The sequence below is a fragment of the Galbitalea sp. SE-J8 genome (genome assembly GCF_030345695.1).
GTDB lineage: Bacteria > Actinomycetota > Actinomycetes > Actinomycetales > Microbacteriaceae > JAUASV01.
In genome coordinates this window covers 18401-34087 of the sequence record NZ_JAUASV010000008.1, presented here as the reverse complement: position 1 = coordinate 34087, position 15687 = coordinate 18401, and the positions used below count along the sequence as shown (strand labels likewise).

At 73.2% G+C, this 15687-nt stretch carries 13 protein-coding genes; 11 read left to right on the top strand and 2 right to left on the bottom strand.

The window, feature by feature from the left end; all coding sequences use genetic code 11:
- Window positions 1-94: 94 nt before the first annotated feature.
- The 5 genes from QT381_RS07225 to QT381_RS07205 are packed head-to-tail and all read left to right on the top strand — an operon-like array spanning window position 95 to window position 4614.
- Entirely contained in the window at window positions 95-1501 is a 1407-nt protein-coding gene (locus tag QT381_RS07225) for an MFS transporter (RefSeq protein WP_289248167.1), read from the top strand.
- Entirely contained in the window at window positions 1501-2280 is a 780-nt protein-coding gene (locus QT381_RS07220) for a fumarylacetoacetate hydrolase family protein (RefSeq protein WP_289248166.1), read from the top strand. The genes QT381_RS07225 and QT381_RS07220 overlap by 1 nt, the downstream gene beginning before the upstream one ends.
- A complete protein-coding gene (locus QT381_RS07215) occupies window positions 2277-2834 on the top strand; it encodes a gluconokinase (RefSeq protein WP_289248165.1) in 558 nt (185 codons plus the stop codon). The genes QT381_RS07220 and QT381_RS07215 overlap by 4 nt, the downstream gene beginning before the upstream one ends.
- Window positions 2831-3589, top strand: a complete 759-nt coding sequence (locus QT381_RS07210; protein WP_289248163.1) for an SDR family oxidoreductase — start codon at window positions 2831-2833, stop codon at window positions 3587-3589. The genes QT381_RS07215 and QT381_RS07210 overlap by 4 nt, the downstream gene beginning before the upstream one ends.
- Window positions 3586-4614, top strand: coding sequence for an L-idonate 5-dehydrogenase (locus tag QT381_RS07205; RefSeq protein ID WP_289248161.1), 1029 nt, complete (start codon window positions 3586-3588; stop codon window positions 4612-4614). The genes QT381_RS07210 and QT381_RS07205 overlap by 4 nt, the downstream gene beginning before the upstream one ends.
- A gap of 70 nt (window positions 4615-4684) precedes the next feature.
- Here QT381_RS07205 and QT381_RS07200 read toward each other — a convergent pair whose 3' ends face one another.
- Window positions 4685-5401, bottom strand: coding sequence for a FadR/GntR family transcriptional regulator (locus QT381_RS07200; protein ID WP_289248159.1), 717 nt, complete (start codon window positions 5399-5401; stop codon window positions 4685-4687).
- 352 nt (window positions 5402-5753) lie between these two features.
- Here QT381_RS07200 and QT381_RS07195 point away from each other — a divergent pair, with 352 nt between their 5' ends.
- From QT381_RS07195 to QT381_RS07170, 6 genes are all read left to right on the top strand, one after another.
- Window positions 5754-6368 carry a 50S ribosomal protein L25/general stress protein Ctc gene (locus tag QT381_RS07195; RefSeq protein WP_289248157.1) on the top strand — a complete coding sequence of 205 codons (615 nt, stop codon included), beginning with the start codon at window positions 5754-5756 and terminating at the stop codon, window positions 6366-6368.
- Window positions 6369-6383: 15 nt separating this feature from the next.
- Complete coding sequence (pth, locus tag QT381_RS07190; protein WP_289248154.1) at window positions 6384-6971, top strand: aminoacyl-tRNA hydrolase; 588 nt, start codon at window positions 6384-6386, stop codon at window positions 6969-6971.
- A 187-nt stretch (window positions 6972-7158) separates the two neighbouring features.
- On the top strand, window positions 7159-8028 hold the full coding sequence (locus tag QT381_RS07185) for an NAD-dependent epimerase/dehydratase family protein (protein ID WP_289248153.1): 870 nt from the start codon (window positions 7159-7161) through the stop codon (window positions 8026-8028).
- A 293-nt stretch (window positions 8029-8321) separates the two neighbouring features.
- Window positions 8322-11981, top strand: a complete 3660-nt coding sequence (mfd, locus tag QT381_RS07180; RefSeq protein WP_289248264.1) for a transcription-repair coupling factor — start codon at window positions 8322-8324, stop codon at window positions 11979-11981.
- A gap of 578 nt (window positions 11982-12559) precedes the next feature.
- Entirely contained in the window at window positions 12560-12733 is a 174-nt protein-coding gene (locus QT381_RS07175; RefSeq protein ID WP_289248151.1) for a hypothetical protein, read from the top strand.
- On the top strand, window positions 12730-13191 hold the full coding sequence (locus QT381_RS07170) for a hypothetical protein (protein WP_289248150.1): 462 nt from the start codon (window positions 12730-12732) through the stop codon (window positions 13189-13191). The genes QT381_RS07175 and QT381_RS07170 overlap by 4 nt, the downstream gene beginning before the upstream one ends.
- Before the next feature lie 141 nt (window positions 13192-13332).
- Here the strand turns inward: QT381_RS07170 and QT381_RS07165 are convergent, their stop codons facing one another.
- Entirely contained in the window at window positions 13333-15462 is a 2130-nt protein-coding gene (locus QT381_RS07165) for a RecQ family ATP-dependent DNA helicase (protein ID WP_289248149.1), read from the bottom strand.
- Between the last annotated feature and the right edge of the window lie 225 nt (window positions 15463-15687).

Below are 15687 nucleotides of genomic sequence, written 5' to 3'. Positions count from 1 at the left end.
TCTTGTTCACTGGGTTGAACCCGGTTCAGAACCGTGTTAGCGTCGGGCAACGCGGCGCGGACGGTGCGTCGCCCTATCGAAGGAGATAGACCAGATGACGCACACGGCGCCCATCGACCTGCGCGGCTCGGACGACCCCGAGTACGTGCGCAACCTCCGCCGCGCCACGCTCGCATCGAGCGTCGGCAGCGCGCTGGAGTACTACGACTTCGCGCTCTACGGCCTCGCCTCGGCGCTCATCTTCGGCCCGCTGTTCTTCCCGGCGCTCGGTGCCGGAGCCGCGGTCGCGGCCGGGTTCGCGACCTACGCGGTCGGCTTCTTCGCCCGTCCGCTCGGCGGCCTGTTCTTCGGCACCATCGGCGACAAGCTCGGCCGCAAGCGCGTGCTCATCATCACGATCGGGCTGATGGGCAGCGCGAGCACCCTGATCGGCGTGCTGCCGACCGGCGAGCAGGTCGGCGTCGCCGCCCCCATCCTGCTCGTGCTGCTGCGCGTGCTGCAGGGCTTCGGCGCCGGCGCCGAGCAGGCCGGTGCGACGACCCTGATGGCCGAGTACGCGCCCGTGCGCCGCCGCGGCTTCTACGCCGCGCTGCCCTTCGTCGGCATCATGATCGGCACCGTGCTCGCCTCGTTCGTGTTCTTCCTCCTCGGCCTCGTCGACCACGACATCGTCACCGGGTGGCTCTGGCGCGTGCCGTTCCTCGGCTCGCTGCTGCTCATCGCGGTCGCCATCTTCATCCGGCTGCGCCTGCGCGAGAGCCCGACGTTCATCACGCTCGAGGCGCAGGAGCAGGTCGAGAGCAACCCGTTCCGGCGCGTGTTCCGGTCGTCGTTCCCGACCATCGTGCGCGGCATCGGACTGCGCCTCGCCGAGAACGGCGGCAGCGCGATCTACCAGACCCTCGCCGTCGGGTTCATCTCCGCGGTCGTCGGCGTGCCCGCCTGGGTCGGCCCGCTCGCGATCGCGCTCGGCGCCCTCATCGGCGTGCTCATCATCCCGCTCGCCGGCCGCGTCTCCGACCGGTTCGGCCGGATGCCCGTCTACCGGGTCGGCGCGATCGTGCAGCTCGTGCTCGCCGTGCCGTCGTGGTGGCTGCTCTCGCAGGGCAACCCCGTGCTCTCCGTCGTGGTGCTCGCCCTCGCCTACAGCCTGAGCGTCAACATCATGCTCGGCGCGCAGTGCGCCGCGCTGCCCGAGCTGTTCGGCAACACGCACCGCTACATCGGCGTCGCGGTGTCCCGGGAGTTCAGCGCGGTCGTGGCCGGCGGCATCGCGCCGTTCATCGGCTCTCTGCTGCTCGGCGCGTTCGCCAACTCCTGGGTGCCGCTCGCGTGCTACGTGATCGTGCTCGGCACGATCACGCTCATCGCCACGTTCCTGACCCCCGAGACCCGGGCCCGCGACCTCACGCTGCTGCGCGACGCCGTGCACGACAGCGACATCGACGTGCAGACCCGCCCGCACGCGATCGTCGGCCACGCCACGGGGATCGCGCGCTGATGCGCCTCGCCCGCATCGTCCGCGGCTCCCGCGCGTTCCCGGCCGTGCAGGTCGACGGGCTCTGGCGGGAGACCGCGACGATCGGCGCCACCCGGCCCGTCGACGACGGCACCGACGGCGGCGAGCCCGAGCTGCTCGCCCCCGTCGAGCCGCTCGTCGTGTTCGGGATGTCGCACAACGACGGTGCGGACAATCGCCTCGTGCCGGCGCAGGGCTTCCTGCGCCCGGCCCGGGGCGTCGTCGGGCCGGGCGCGCGGGTTGCGGCCGGCCGCGCCCACGGCCCGATCGTCGTCGAGGGCGAGCTCACGGTCGTGATCGGCGCGCCCGCTCGCGACGTGCCCGTCGACCGGGTGGCCGAGGTCGTGCTCGGCTACACCATCGCCGACGACGTCACCCGGCCCGCGCAGTTCGCGCTCGACGACCACCTCGTGCAGGCGAAGGGCTCGGCGACGCCCGTCGGCCCGTGGATCGAGACGGACCTCGACCCGGCCGCGCTCGGCATCCGCACCTACGTCGACGGGGAGCTGCGCGCGTCCGGGACCACCGCCGACCTCGCGTACGGCGTGGCGGAGACCGTCGCCTACCTGTCCCGGTACGTCGACCTCGGGCCGGGCGACCTCGTGCTCACCGGGGCGCCGGGGACCGGGGCTACCGTCGATCGCGACGCGCGCATCCGGATCGAGATCGACGGGATCGGCGCGCTCGAGCACGAGATTCGATTCACCGACACGGCAGTCACAGACACGGCAGTCGCCGACACGGCAGGAGATGACCGATGACCACCCTTCCCGTTCCGCCCCGCGAGCCGGGGCCGCTCGTGCTGGGGCCGCTCGTGCTGATGGGCGTCTCCGGCAGCGGCAAGAGCACGACCGGCGTCGCGCTCGCCGCCCGCACCGGGCTCGCCTTCGTCGACGGCGACGACCTGCACCCCGCGGCCAACCGCGAGAAGATGCGGGCCGGCGTCCCGCTCGGCGACGCGGACCGCGCGCCCTGGCTCGCGAGCGTCGGCGCCGTGCTCGCCGAGGCCGGCGGCTCCGGTGTCGTCGTCGCGTGCTCCGCGCTCCGCAGGCGCTACCGCGACGGCATCCGTGCCGCGGCGCCCGCGACCTGCTTCGTGCACCTCGACGGCGCGCCCGCCCTGATCGACACGCGCGTCGCCGCGCGCGAGCACGCCTACATGCCCGCGAGCCTGCTCGCCTCCCAGGTGGCGGCGCTCGAGCCCCTCGAGCCCGACGAGGTCGGCTTCCGCGTCGACACCACCGGCTCAACGGACCGCGTCGTCGACGAGATCCTCGACGGCGTGGCCGCGCTCGCCCTGGCGGGTGCCCGATGAGCGCGCTCGACGGGCGGGTCGCACTCGTCACCGGCTCGAGCCGCGGCATCGGCGCCGCGATCGCCCGCGGACTGCGGCAGGCGGGCGCGACCGTCGTGCTCAACGGCCTCGACCCCGATCGGCTGGAAGCCGCGCGCTCCGCGCTCGCGGACGAGTTCGGCGGCGGCGTGCTCGCGGCGGCGTTCGACGTCACCGACGAGGAGAGCGTCGACCGCGCGATCGCCGGGATCGAGGCCGAGACCGGCGGCATCGACGTGCTCGTCAACAACGCGGGCGTGCAGCACCGCGTGCTCCTCGTCGACCTCGCGCTCGCCGACTGGGATCGCGTCGTGCGCACCGACCTGACGAGCGCGTTCCTCGTCGGACGCAGCGTCGCCCGCGGGATGATCGCCCGCGGCTCCGGCAAGATCGTCAACATCTGCTCCGTGCAGACCGACCTGGCCCGGCCGACGATCGGCGCCTACACCGCCGCGAAGGGCGGCCTGCGCAACCTCACCCGCGCGATGACCGCCGAGTGGGCGGCGTCGAACGTGCAGATCAACGGCGTCGCGCCCGGCTACATCCACACCGAGATGACCCAGGCGCTCGTCGACGACCCGCGGTTCAACGACTGGATCCTCGGCCGCACGCCCACGCACCGCTGGGGGAGGGTCGAGGATATCGTCGGACCCGTGGTGTTCTTCGCGTCTCCCGCATCCGACTTCGTGAACGGCCAGGTGCTGTTCGTCGACGGTGGAATGACGGTGGTCGTGTGAGCGCGCGCGGCATCGTCGCCCACGCCGCGCACGACGTGCGGCTCGACGAACTGCTCGACCCGGCGCCCGCGCCCGACGAGGCCGTCGTGCGCATCGCCTACGGCGGCGTGTGCGGATCCGACCTGCACTACTGGCAGCACGGCGCCGCCGGCGAGTCGGTGCTCCGCGAGCCGCTGCTGCTCGGCCACGAGGTAGTCGGCACCGTCGAGGTCGCCGCGGCGGACGGCAGCGGGCCCGCGGCCGGCACGCTCGTCGCCGTGCACCCCGCGACGCCGCACGCGACCGGCGAGCGCTACCCGGCCGACCGGCCGAACCTCTCGCCCGGCGGCACGTACCTCGGCTCCGCGGCCCGGATGCCGCACACGGCCGGGGCGTTCGTCGAGCGCGCCGCGCTGCCCGCCCGGATGCTACGCCCGCTGCCCGCCGGACTGACCCTGCGCGACGCGGCGCTCGCCGAGCCGGCCGCGGTCGCGTGGCACGCCGTGGCGCGCGCGGGCGACGTGCGCGGCCGCCGCGTTCTCGTCGTCGGCGCGGGGCCGATCGGGCTGCTCGTGGTCGCCGTGCTCGTGCGGGCCGGGGCCAGCGAGGTCATCGTGAGCGACCTCGTCGAGCCGGCGCTCGAGCGGGCACGCGCGCTCGGCGCGACGGGCACGGTGCCCGCGACGGATGCCGACGCGATCGCCCGCATCGACGCGGATGTCGTGGTCGAGTCATCCGGGTCGCCGCGCGGACTGCAGTCCGCACTGCGCGCCACGACCCGCGGCGGTCGTGTCGTCATGGTCGGACTGCAGCCGACGGGGGAGCAGCCCGCGCTGCTCTCGCTCGTCGTGTCGCGCGAGCTCGACCTCGTCGGATCGTTCCGGTTCGTCGACGAGATCGACGACGTGCTCGCGGCGCTCGCCGACGGTTCGCTGCGCGTCGACGGCATCGTCACCCACGAGTTCGCCCTCGACGACGCGATCGAGGCCTTCGAGACGGCGCGCGACGCCGCCCGCAGCGGCAAGGTGCTCATCCGGTTCTCCTGACGGCGCGCTGCGCCCGGCGGGCGCAGCGCGGCGCCCCCGTCACGAGCCGGCGCGCAGCGCGGCGCCCCCGTCACGAGCCGGCGCGCGGCGCCTCCCGCCAGACCTGTTCGACCTCGGCCGCGGTGCGGCGCATGATCCGGTCCATGGCCGCGCGCGCGGCATCCGGATCGCGCCGTTCGATCGCGTCCGCGGTCTCGCGGTGCAGCCGCAGCGCCTCCTCGTGCGGCCGGCGCGGCATGAGGCCCTGCAGCGTGCGCTCGCGCAGCACCTCGGCGACGTCGTCGGCGAGCGCCGCGAACAGCTCGTTGCCGCTCGCCTCGAGCACGAGCGCGTGGAACCGGATGTCGAGCGCCATGAACGCGTGCAGGTCGCCCTCGCGTCCCTCGCGCTCCAGCTCGATCGAGAGCTCGTGCAGGCGGCGCCCCGTCTCCGGCGTCGCGAAGCGCGCGGCGAGCTCCGCGGCGGCCGGCTCGATCGCCGAGCGCAGCTCGGTGAGCGAACGGAACTGCGCGCCGCGCGTCGAAGCGGCCGCGAGCCGCCAGCCGATCACCCGGCGGTCGAGCACCGCCCAGCGCGCGCTCGCCTGCACGCGGATGCCGACCCGCCGCGTCGCCGTCACGAGCCCGAGCGACTGCAGCACCCCGAGCGCGCCGCGCACCACCGACATCGAGACGCCGTACTGGCCGGCGAGCGACTCGGCGACCACGACCGAGCCGGCAGGCAGCAGGCCCAGCACGATGCGCGACCCGAGATCGTCGAGCACGCGGTCGTGCAGGATGCCGGGCACGGGTACCACGGTACCGTCGCCGCATCCGTTCGTTCGACGCCGGAGCAGGTGCGGGAACAGGTGCGGGATCGGTCGCCGGGCGCGCGGGCTGTTTCTCGTGACGGTCGTTCTCGTGACGGTCGGCGACATCCGTTTACGCGGCATCCGTTCCGATGCGGGATCAGGTGCGGGATCGGTCGCCGCGCGCGCGGGCGCCGTGTAGACTCGACCCTCGGACTTCGGCGAGGGATGCGCATCGCATCCGTGATCGACGCGGTGACGCTCCCCAACGGATGCTCACGCGCGCGTCGCGCCGGACGATCCCGCACAGACCTGGGGCCCGAGCGCCCCGCATCGAAGGAGACACACCGTCATGGCCAAGGACGTCGACACCCACCTCGTCAGCGAGCTGCGCACGCAGTTCGGCAAGGGCGCCGCGCGCAAGATCCGCGCCGCCGACAAGATTCCGGCCGTGCTCTACGGCCACGGCACCCAGCCCCAGCACATCACCCTGCCCGGCCACGAGACCGCACTCGTGCTGCGCAAGGCGAACCAGGTGCTCGAGCTCGACATCGAGGGCAAGCGCCAGCTCGCGCTCGTCAAGGACGTGCAGAAGGACCCGGTGCGCCAGATCATCGAGCACATCGACCTGCTCATCGTGATCGCGGGCGAGAAGGTCACCGTCGAGGTGCCCGTGCACGTCGAGGGCGAGTCGGCGCCCGGCACGATCGTCGCGCTCGACACGAAGACGCTGTCGCTCGAGGTCGAGGCCACCCACATCCCCGAGAGCGTCGTCGTGAGTGTCGAGGGCCTCGAGGAGGGCGCGCACGTCATCGCCTCCGCGATCGAGCTGCCGACCGGCGCCACGCTGATCTCCGAGGCGGATGCCGTGGTCGTCGCCGTCTCGGTGCCCGCCGCCGCCGCCGGTGCGGACGACGAGTCGGCCGAGGCTCCCTCCGCGGACGCCGCAGCCGCCGCCGCCGAGTAAGCAGTCCCGATCCGCATGGCCGACGAGTCGCCCTGGCTCGTCGTCGGGCTCGGCAACCCCGGGCCCGGCTACGCCGGCAACCGTCACAACGTCGGGCAGATGGTGCTCGACGAGCTCGCCGACCGCGGGCGGATGACGTTCAAGACGCACAAGACGAACGCGCGGGTCGCCGAGGGACGCACGGCGCCCGGCGGCCCGCGCTACGTGCTCGCGAAGCCCAACAGCTACATGAACCTGTCGGGCGGCCCGACCGGTGCGCTGCTGAGGTTCTACAGAATCGCGCCCGACCACCTCGTCGTCGTGCACGACGAGCTCGACATCCCGTTCGACACCGTGAAGCTCAAGCGCGGGGGCGGGCACGGCGGCCACAACGGCATCCGCGACATCGCCTCGGCCGCGGGCACGCCCGAGTTCGTGCGGGTGCGGGTCGGCATCGGCCGCCCGCCCGGACGGATGGACGCCGCCGACTTCGTGCTGCGCGACTTCTCGGGCGAGGAGAAGCGCTCGCTGCCGAACTTGCTCGTCGACGCGGCGGATGCGGTCGAGCTCGTCGCGCGCGAGGGCCTCGAGGCGGCGCAGCTGCGCTTCCACACCGCGCGCTAGCCGCCCCGCCGCCCCGCCCCCGCCCCCGCGCGTCGCCTGGAACGGATTTCACGGAGATCCGTCGGGAAGTGCCCTCGCCAGCCAGGCGGCGTGTTGTTGAACCCGCGGTGATCCGTGAGATCCGTTGTGGCCGCTCTGCCCCGCGCGCCTCGAACGGGGGGCGGCCCAAGGCTGGCACCCTGGACGCATGCGCGTGCTCCTCGCCGGTGCGTCCGGCAGGATCGGGCGCCTCGTCATCCCTCGCCTGATCGCAGCGGGACACGGGGTGGTCGGCACGACGCGGCATCCGGGCGGCCTGGCCGGCACGGGCGCTGAGGAGTTCGTCGGCGACGTGCTGAACCGCTCGGACTTCGTGACGCGCGCGGCCGGCCTCGGCTGCGATGCGGTCGTGCACCACGTCACCGATCTGCGTCGGCCGCCGCGGCGTCCCCGCCAGATGACCGAGACCAACCGGCTTCGGAGCGAGGGCACCTCGACGCTCATCGCCGCCGCCCGGGCCATGGGGGCGAAGCGGTTCGTCGCGGCATCCGTCGTCTACGGGTACGGCTTCCGCGACCACGGTGACGCGCTCCTCACCGAGGATGCGCCGTTCGGCGACGCCGCGGAGGAGCGCGAGCGCGCGGTGCAGCGGGCGCTGCTCTCGCTCGAGCAGCAGGTCGCCGCGTTCGGCGGGGTGACCCTGCGCTTCGGGCTGTTCTATGCGGCCGACGACCCCATCCCGGTCGTCGCGCGCGACGCGGACGGCACCCTGCCGTTCGTGCACATCGAGGACGCCGCGGATGCCACGGTCGTCGCGGTGGGACGCAAGAGTCCCGGGGTGTTCAACATCGTCGACGACGAGGCGGTCTCGTGGCGCGAACTGCACGCGGCGCGCGCCGCGGCGCTCGGGGCACGCCCGCCGCGAACGCTCGCGCCGTGGCTGCTCGACCGCGCCGCGCCGTTCGCCGCCGACCTCATCGCGCACACGTCGATGCGCGTGTCGAACGTGCGCGCGCGACGGGGTCTGCGCTGGAAGCCGCGCTACTCGACCTTCCGCGACGCCCTGACCCGCGTGTGAGCGACGCCTGGCCCGCGCGCGGCGCCCTGACCCCGTGTGAGGACGATCTGCGCGTGTGAGGACGGTTTGCGCCGACCTCACACGCCCAGATCGTCCTCACACCGGGGTGGCTGGGCACGGGCGCGGGCACGGGCGCGGGCGCGGGCGGGGCGTCGGAGGGGCACCGTAGAATCGAGCGAGTGGTACTCCAGGGGTTGATCGCCGGGCTCGCGCGCGCCCCGGAGTCCGTGTCGATAGCGGGTGCGCGCGCCCCGGAGTCTGTGTCGATCGCGGGTGCGGGCGCGCCGGAGTCCGTGTCGATAGCGGGTGCGGGCGCGCCGGGGGCCGCGTCGATCGCGGATGCGCTCGCCCGCTCCGACCGCGACGCCGACTTCTCCGTCGTCGACGGCCTGCGCGTGCCGCTGCTCGCCGCGCTCGTCGAGCGCCGCGAACGACCGACCGCGCTGCTCGTCGTCGTCGCGACCGGCCGCGACTCCGAGGCGGTGCAGGCCGCGATCCCCGCGTTCCTGCCAGAGGCGCGCGTGCTCCCGTTCCCCGCGTGGGAGACGCTGCCGCACGAGCGGCTGAGCCCGAGCGCCGAGACCGTGGGCACCCGCATCCGCACCCTGCGCGAGCTCGCGCTGTGGCAGGCGAGCACGGATGCCGCGAAGGGCCACGTCGTCGTCGTCGCGAGCGTGCGCGCGGCGCTGCAGCCGATCGCCGACCATCTCGCCGACGTCGAGCCGATCGACCTGGTCGCGGGCGGACGCGGGTACAGCATCCCGCAGCTCGTCGAGCGCCTCGTCGACCTCGCCTACGCGCGCGTCGACATGGTGACGCGTCGCGGCGAGTTCGCGGTGCGCGGCGGCATCGTCGACGTGTTCGCGCCGACCGACGACCACCCGCTGCGTCTCGAGTTCTTCGGCGACGAGCTCGAGCAGGTGCGTCCGTTCTCGATCTCCGATCAGCGCTCGCTGCCCGAGCCGATCGACCGCGCCGAGCTGCTGCCGAGCCGGGAGCTGCTGCTCACGCCGGCCGTGCGCCAGCGCGCGAGCGAGATGCGCCACGAGTTCCCGAGCCTCGGCCAGATGCTCGAGAAGATCGCCGAGGGCATCCCGGTCGAGGGCATGGAGTCCCTCGCGCCCGCGCTCGTCGACCGGCTCGTGCCCGTCACGAGCTACCTGCCGCGGGATGCCGCGATCGCCGTGCTCGCCCCCGAGCGCGTCGCGACGCGGGCCGCGAGCCTCGCCGAGACGAATCGCGAGTTCCTGTCCGCGGCCTGGAACGCCGCGACCGCGGGCGCCGAGGCCCCGATCGACCTGTCGACGGGACTCACGGCGAGCCTGTCGACGGGGCTCAGGGCGAGCCTGTCCACCGGGGAGTTCGTGACCCTCCCGTCGCTGCGCGAGAGCGCCGGCGACCGCACCTGGTGGACGATGAGCCCCTTCGACGCCGGTCTGCTGCCCGAGGAGGCCGGCGAGTACGTGCGCATCGACGCGGATGCCGTGCCGAGCTTCGCCGGTCGGGCCGACGGCGCGCTCGACCACGTCGCCGAGCGGCTCGCCGCCGGCTGGTCCGTCGTCATCGCGGCGCAGGGCCACGGTCTGGTCGAGCGCACGGAGCAGGTGCTCGCCGAGCGCGGCCTCGCGGCGCGCGTCGTGCCCGACGACGAGCCGGTCGTGCCCGAGCCCGGGGTGGCGCTGATCGCCCGCGCGAGCGTCGAGGCGGGCTTCGAGCAGGCGGATGCCGCGCTCGCCCTGCTCAGCGACAGCGACCTGTACGGCCGCAGTGTCGGCTACGACGCCCGTCGCCCGCGCAAGCTCGCGAGCCGTCGCCGGAACGTCGTCGATCCGCTGCAGCTCACGGCCGGCGACTACGTCGTGCACGAGACGCACGGCATCGCGCGGTTCGTCGAGCTCGTGCAGCGGGAGGTCTCATCCGGGGGCCGGGCTTCGAGAGCCTCAGCCGGCGGAGGAAGGGCCTCAGCCGGCGGAGGCACGGTGACGCGCGAGTTCCTCGTGCTCGAGTACGCGCCGTCGAAGCGCGGCTACCCGAACGACAAGCTCTTCGTGCCCACGGATCAGCTCGACCAGCTCAGCCGCTACGTCGGCGGCGAGGCGCCGGCGCTGTCCAAGATGGGCGGCAGCGACTGGTCGGCCGCGAAGGGCCGGGCGCGCAAGGCGGTGCGCGACATCGCCGTCGAGCTCGTGAAGCTCTACAGCGCGCGCATGGCCGCGCCCGGACACGCGTTCGGCCCCGACACGCCCTGGCAGCGCGAGCTCGAGGAGGCGTTCCCGTTCGCCGAGACGCCCGACCAGCTGCAGACCATCGACGAGGTCAAGGCCGACATGGAGCGGCCCATCCCGATGGACCGCCTGCTCTCCGGCGACGTCGGCTTCGGCAAGACCGAGGTCGCGGTGCGGGCCGCGTTCAAGGCGATCCAGGGCGGCAAGCAGGTCGCGATGATCGTGCCGACGACGCTGCTCGTGCGCCAGCACCTGGAGACCTTCACCGAGCGGATGGCGGGCTTCCCCGTGCACCTGCGGGCGCTCAGCCGGTTCCAGACCGACCGGGAGGCGAAGGAGGTGCTCGACGGCCTGACCGACGGCACCGTGGACCTCGTGATCGGCACGCACCGGCTGCTGTCGTCGAACGTCGCGTTCAAGGACCTCGGACTCGTCATCATCGACGAGGAGCAGCGCTTCGGCGTCGAGCACAAGGATGCGCTGAAGAAGCTCAAGACGAACGTCGACATCCTCGCGATGACGGCCACGCCCATCCCGCGCACGCTCGAGATGGCGGTCACCGGCATCCGCGAGATGTCGACGCTCGCGACGCCGCCGGAGGACCGGCATCCGGTGCTCAGCTTCGTCGGGCCGCACAGCGATCGCCAGGTCGCGGCCGCCATCCGTCGTGAGCTGCTGCGCGAGGGCCAGGTGTTCTACGTGCACAACCGGGTGTCGAGCATCACGCGGGTCGCCGCGCAGCTCGCCGAGCTCGTGCCCGAAGCGCGGGTCGCCGTCGCGCACGGGCAGATGGGGGAGGCGGCGCTCGAGCAGATCATGGTCGACTTCTGGGAGCGCCGCTTCGACGTGCTCGTCTCGACGACGATCATCGAGACGGGCCTCGACATCGCCAACGCGAACACGATGATCATCGACCGGGCGGACAAGTACGGCCTGTCGCAGCTGCACCAGCTGCGCGGGCGGGTCGGCCGCGGCCGGGAGCGCGCCTACGCGTACTTCCTCTACGACCCCGACAAGCCGCTGTCCGAGACGGCGCACGACCGGCTCTCGACGATCGCCGCGAACAACGAGCTGGGCGCGGGCATGCAGATCGCGCTCAAGGACCTCGAGATCCGCGGCGCGGGCAACCTGCTCGGCGGCGAGCAGTCCGGCCACATCGCGGGCGTCGGGTTCGACCTCTACCTGCGCATGATCGGCGAGGCGGTCGACGTGTTCCGCGGCGACGTCGCAGAGGGGCAGACCGAGCTGCGGCTCGAGCTGCCGGTCGACGCGCGTATCCCCGAGGAGTACGTCGAGAGCGAGCGCCTGCGGCTCGAGGCCTACCAGAAGCTGTCGGCGGCATCCGCCCCGCTGTCGAAGCCGGATGCCATCGACTCCGTGCTCGAGGAGCTCACGGACCGCTACGGCGAGCCGCCGATCGACGTGCAGAACCTCATCGCCGTGTCGCGGCTGCGCCGGATGGCCGTGAAGGCGGGGCTCTCGGAGGTCGTCACGATGGGCTCGAACCTGCGCGTCGCGGGTGTGGACCTGCCCGACTCGATGCAGCTGCGCCTCACCCGCATGTATCCGGGGGCGCGCTACATCACCGCCGCGCACGCGACGACCATCCCGCTGCCGTCGGCGGGCGGCAAGTCGTACGCGGATGCCGACCTCATCGAGTGGGTCGCGGCACTGCTCGTCGCGATCTTCGGCGCCGTGCGCGTCGACGCGGAGCCCGTCGCGGAGTAGCGTGCGGTGCGCCGCCGGTCGAGAAGCGCCCGAGCGCAGCGAGGTCGCGTCTCGAGAATCCCACCCGTCGTCGTACCCGGCGACGACCTTCGCGGGGGCGTAGGCGTCGGTGTTGACGCGAGCGTCACGTCGGCGCCGTCGGCGGGGCGTTCACGAGCAATACCCATTGACATAGATCTCGCTGGGCTCTACACTGATCGCAGCGAACCGGAGGCTGTGTCCGGGCTCTCAGTTCTTGCTCTGCCGCATCAATACAACGGGGGTTTGCAATGGATGGAGCCACTTCGATTCGTCAGTACGAGCGGCGACCTGGACTAGTTCTCGGTGCGCTTCTCGGCCTGGTGTTGATGGGATTCTCCGCGGGGTACGGCGCTACTGCAGCGTTCGCGGGCACTGCCTACAGTGCATACGGCTACTTCACGACCGCCTATTCAGGGTGGAAGACCCAGGCGTACGTGGTGACTTCCACGGGGTCGGCGACGGCCGCAACCACCATCCAGCGCACCCCTTCTGCCAGTGCACCGGCTGGGTACATGGGTGCTCGGGGTCGACTGTTCATCAACGGCTCGACAACCAACATGAGTTGCGAGGGTACGACCCACTACAACGGCAGCGCCGCAACCTTGCTCACCGCCGGCTCGTGCATCCACTCCGGCGGCGGAACATGGAACAGCTACGGAGTGACATACGGCTGGACCGGCACTGCCTACTCCGCCAACTACACGTTCAGCAGTCCAAACCAGACCTCGTGAAGGAGCGCACCATGGCTGGAACCAGAACCGCGAGCACCCGCGTCGGCATCGCGATCGCCGGGGTCGGAGTCCTCGTGATCGCCGGCGCCGCCGGCGCCTTCGCCACAGTGGGCCCGACGCTGCTCGCCCCCGCGGGCGTGTCGGCCGCCCCCGGCGTCGATACCTCGCCCATGCCCAACCCGCAGTATGCCGTGAACGCGAACGGGCAGAGCTACGGTTCCGCGGCGGACGCGAACTCGCCGGACACCGAGCCCGACTTGATCGGGGTAGTCGCGGACAACGGCAAGACCGGGTACGTGCTCAAAACGGAACTCGCCGAGGCCGACGGGTCGAACATCACCTCACCCGAAGAAGCCGTCAAATGGGAGAACGGCGGCGCCAAGGTCAACCACACGGTCGATGTCTACGAATCCGATGGCACCACGGTCATCGGCACCTTCACCGTCTACGGGGGCTGACGTCACCGGCAGCGACTGCAGCGCGTCTTAACCTCCCGCAACGGTGCAGGTGCCGGAGATCGTGCAGGCTTCGTGCCGGCACTGGCGCACCCTTCTCAGCCGGCGGCTGGGTGCGAGCGAGAGCACTGGCGCACGTGGGGGTCAGCCCGCGAGGGCGAGCGCGAAGGGGAGCACCCCGGGTGCGCCCGCCTCGCGGAGCAGGCGCGCGGCGACCGTGAGGGTCCAGCGCGAGTCGGCGAGATCGTCGACGAGCAGCACGGGGCCGGGGGTCTCGGCGAGGGCGGATGCCAGCTCCGACCCCACCGCGAACGCGGTCCACACGCCGGCCAGGCGGCCAGCGCTCGGCGCTCCCGCCCCCGCGGGCGACCCCTCGCCCGTGCGGGTCAGGCTGCCGAGCACGGGCAGGCGCCCGACCCGGCCCAGCTCCGCGGCGAGGGACGCCACGAGTCGCGGGCGCCGGGCGCTCGGCATCGCGACGACGCCGACCGGACGCTCCGCCCAGCCCCACGCGGCGAGCACCTGCACGGCCGCATCGAGCAACGGTGCGGGCAGGTCGGCGTCGGGCGCCGTCGGCGCGAGCAGCGTGCGCAGCGCGCCGCCGAAGCCGAGGTCGGTGAGCCGGGCGATCGCCCGGCCCTCCTCGGCGCGCTCGCCGGGCGCGATGTTCCCCTTGACCGGCACGCCGCGCGCGGCGGCCCCGACCGGCCACTGCTTGCGGGCCTCGATCGCGACACCGGGGCGGTCGAGAGCCGCGCCCGCGGACGCGCGCCCGGCATCCGCCACCGACGTCGGGAACCACACGCCCGCGCACAGGTCGCAGCGCCCGCACGGCGTCGCGGTCTCGTCGTCGAGGGCGCGCTGCAGGAACTCCATCCGGCAGCCCGGCGCCCCGAGTGCCTCGTAGTCGAGCATGTGCTGCTGCTCGGCGCGGCGTGCCGCGGCGATGCGCTCGTAGCGCTCCTCGTCGTAGACCCACGGCTCGCCCGTCGACACCCAACCGCCGCGCACCCGCCGCACCGCACCGTCGACGTCGAGCACCTTCAGCAGCAGCTCGAGGCGGCTGCGCTTGACGTCGACGAGCGCCTCGAGCGCGGGCGTCGAGATCGGGGTGTCGGGCTCAAGCGACCGCAGCACGGCATCCGCTCGCGAGCGGGTCGGCATCGAGGCGGTCGCGAAGTACTCCCAGATCGCGGTGTCCTCCGGACCCGGCAGCAGCAGCACGTCGGCGGATGCGGTGGCGCGGCCCGCGCGTCCGACCTGCTGGTAGTAGGCGACGGGCGAGCTCGGCGCGCCGAGGTGAAGCACGAAGCCGAGGTCGGGCTTGTCGAAGCCCATGCCGAGCGCGCTCGTGGCGACGAGCGCCTTCACCTCGTTGCGCTTCAGCATGCCCTCCATCGCCTCGCGCTCGGCCGTGTCGGTCTGGCCCGTGTAGGCGAGCACGGCGTGGCCGGCCTCGCGCAGCATCCGCGCGGTGTCCTCCGCGGCCGAGACGGTGAGCGCGTAGACGATGCCGCTGCCCGCCAGCTCGGTCAGGTGCTCGATCAGCCAGCCGAGCCGCGTCGTCTGGTCGGGCAGCCGCAGCACGCCGAGCCGCAGTGACGCGCGCGCGAGGGGACCGCGGATGGTGAGCACGCCCGTACCCGGCCGGACGGCCGCGCCGTCGAGCTGCTCCACGACATCCGCGACGACGCGCTCGTTCGCGGTCGCCGTCGTCGCGAGCACGGGAACGGATGCCGGCAGCCCGGCCACGAGGTCGCGCAGCCGCCGGTAGTCGGGACGGAAGTCGTGCCCCCAGTCGCTGATGCAGTGCGCCTCGTCGATGACGACGAGCCCGGTGCGGGCGATGAGCTCGGGAAGCTGCTCATCGCGGAACGCCGGATTGTTGAGCCGCTCCGGCGAGACGAGCAGCACGTCGATCTCGTCGGCGGCGAGCCGCTCCTGCACAGAGGACCACTCGTGCTGGTTGCTCGAGTCCATCGACGCTGCGCGCACGCCCGCGCGTTCCGCGGCGGCGACCTGGTCGCGCATGAGGGCGAGCAGCGGCGAGACGAGCAGCGTCGGGCCCGCCCCGCGCGAGCGCAGCAGCAGCGTGGAGACGAAGTACACCGCCGACTTTCCCCAGCCGGTGCGCTGCACGACGAGTGCGCGCCGCCGTTCGTCGACGAGGGCGCTGATCGCCTCGAACTGCCCGTCGTGGAACACGGCGTCGTCGCGCCCGACGAGCCGGCGCAGGGCGGCGAGGGCGGCGGTGCGGGTCGGGCTGTCGGTCATCCGTCGATGGTGCCAGGCGCGGCCGACAGGCCGGGTGCCGCGGGGCGTGTGCGGGGCGTGTGCGGGGCGCGGCGGGTGCCGCCGGGTGCCGCGAGGTGTGTGCGGGGCGTGTGCGGGGCGCGGCCGGGCGGACGGGGCGCGTGCCGGGCGCGGCCGGGCGCGTCGCACGGCCGGTACCCCGGCGTTGCGCCGACGTTGCGCGAACGGATGCCGCGCCCAGCGCCC

What these genes read in the sequence shown, in the direction of transcription:
- QT381_RS07225 (WP_289248167.1), top strand. Translation starts at nt 95, where the DNA reads ATGACGCACACGGCGCCCATCGACCTGCGCGGCTCGGACGACCCCGAG.
- QT381_RS07220 (WP_289248166.1), top strand. Translation starts at nt 1,501, where the DNA reads ATGCGCCTCGCCCGCATCGTCCGCGGCTCCCGCGCGTTCCCGGCCGTG.
- QT381_RS07215 (WP_289248165.1), top strand. Translation starts at nt 2,277, where the DNA reads ATGACCACCCTTCCCGTTCCGCCCCGCGAGCCGGGGCCGCTCGTGCTG.
- QT381_RS07210 (WP_289248163.1), top strand. Translation starts at nt 2,831, where the DNA reads ATGAGCGCGCTCGACGGGCGGGTCGCACTCGTCACCGGCTCGAGCCGC.
- QT381_RS07195 (WP_289248157.1), top strand. Translation starts at nt 5,754, where the DNA reads ATGGCCAAGGACGTCGACACCCACCTCGTCAGCGAGCTGCGCACGCAG.
- pth (WP_289248154.1), top strand. Translation starts at nt 6,384, where the DNA reads ATGGCCGACGAGTCGCCCTGGCTCGTCGTCGGGCTCGGCAACCCCGGG.
- QT381_RS07185 (WP_289248153.1), top strand. Translation starts at nt 7,159, where the DNA reads ATGCGCGTGCTCCTCGCCGGTGCGTCCGGCAGGATCGGGCGCCTCGTC.
- QT381_RS07175 (WP_289248151.1), top strand. Translation starts at nt 12,560, where the DNA reads ATGAGTTGCGAGGGTACGACCCACTACAACGGCAGCGCCGCAACCTTG.
- QT381_RS07165 (WP_289248149.1), bottom strand. Translation starts at nt 15,462, where the DNA reads ATGACCGACAGCCCGACCCGCACCGCCGCCCTCGCCGCCCTGCGCCGG.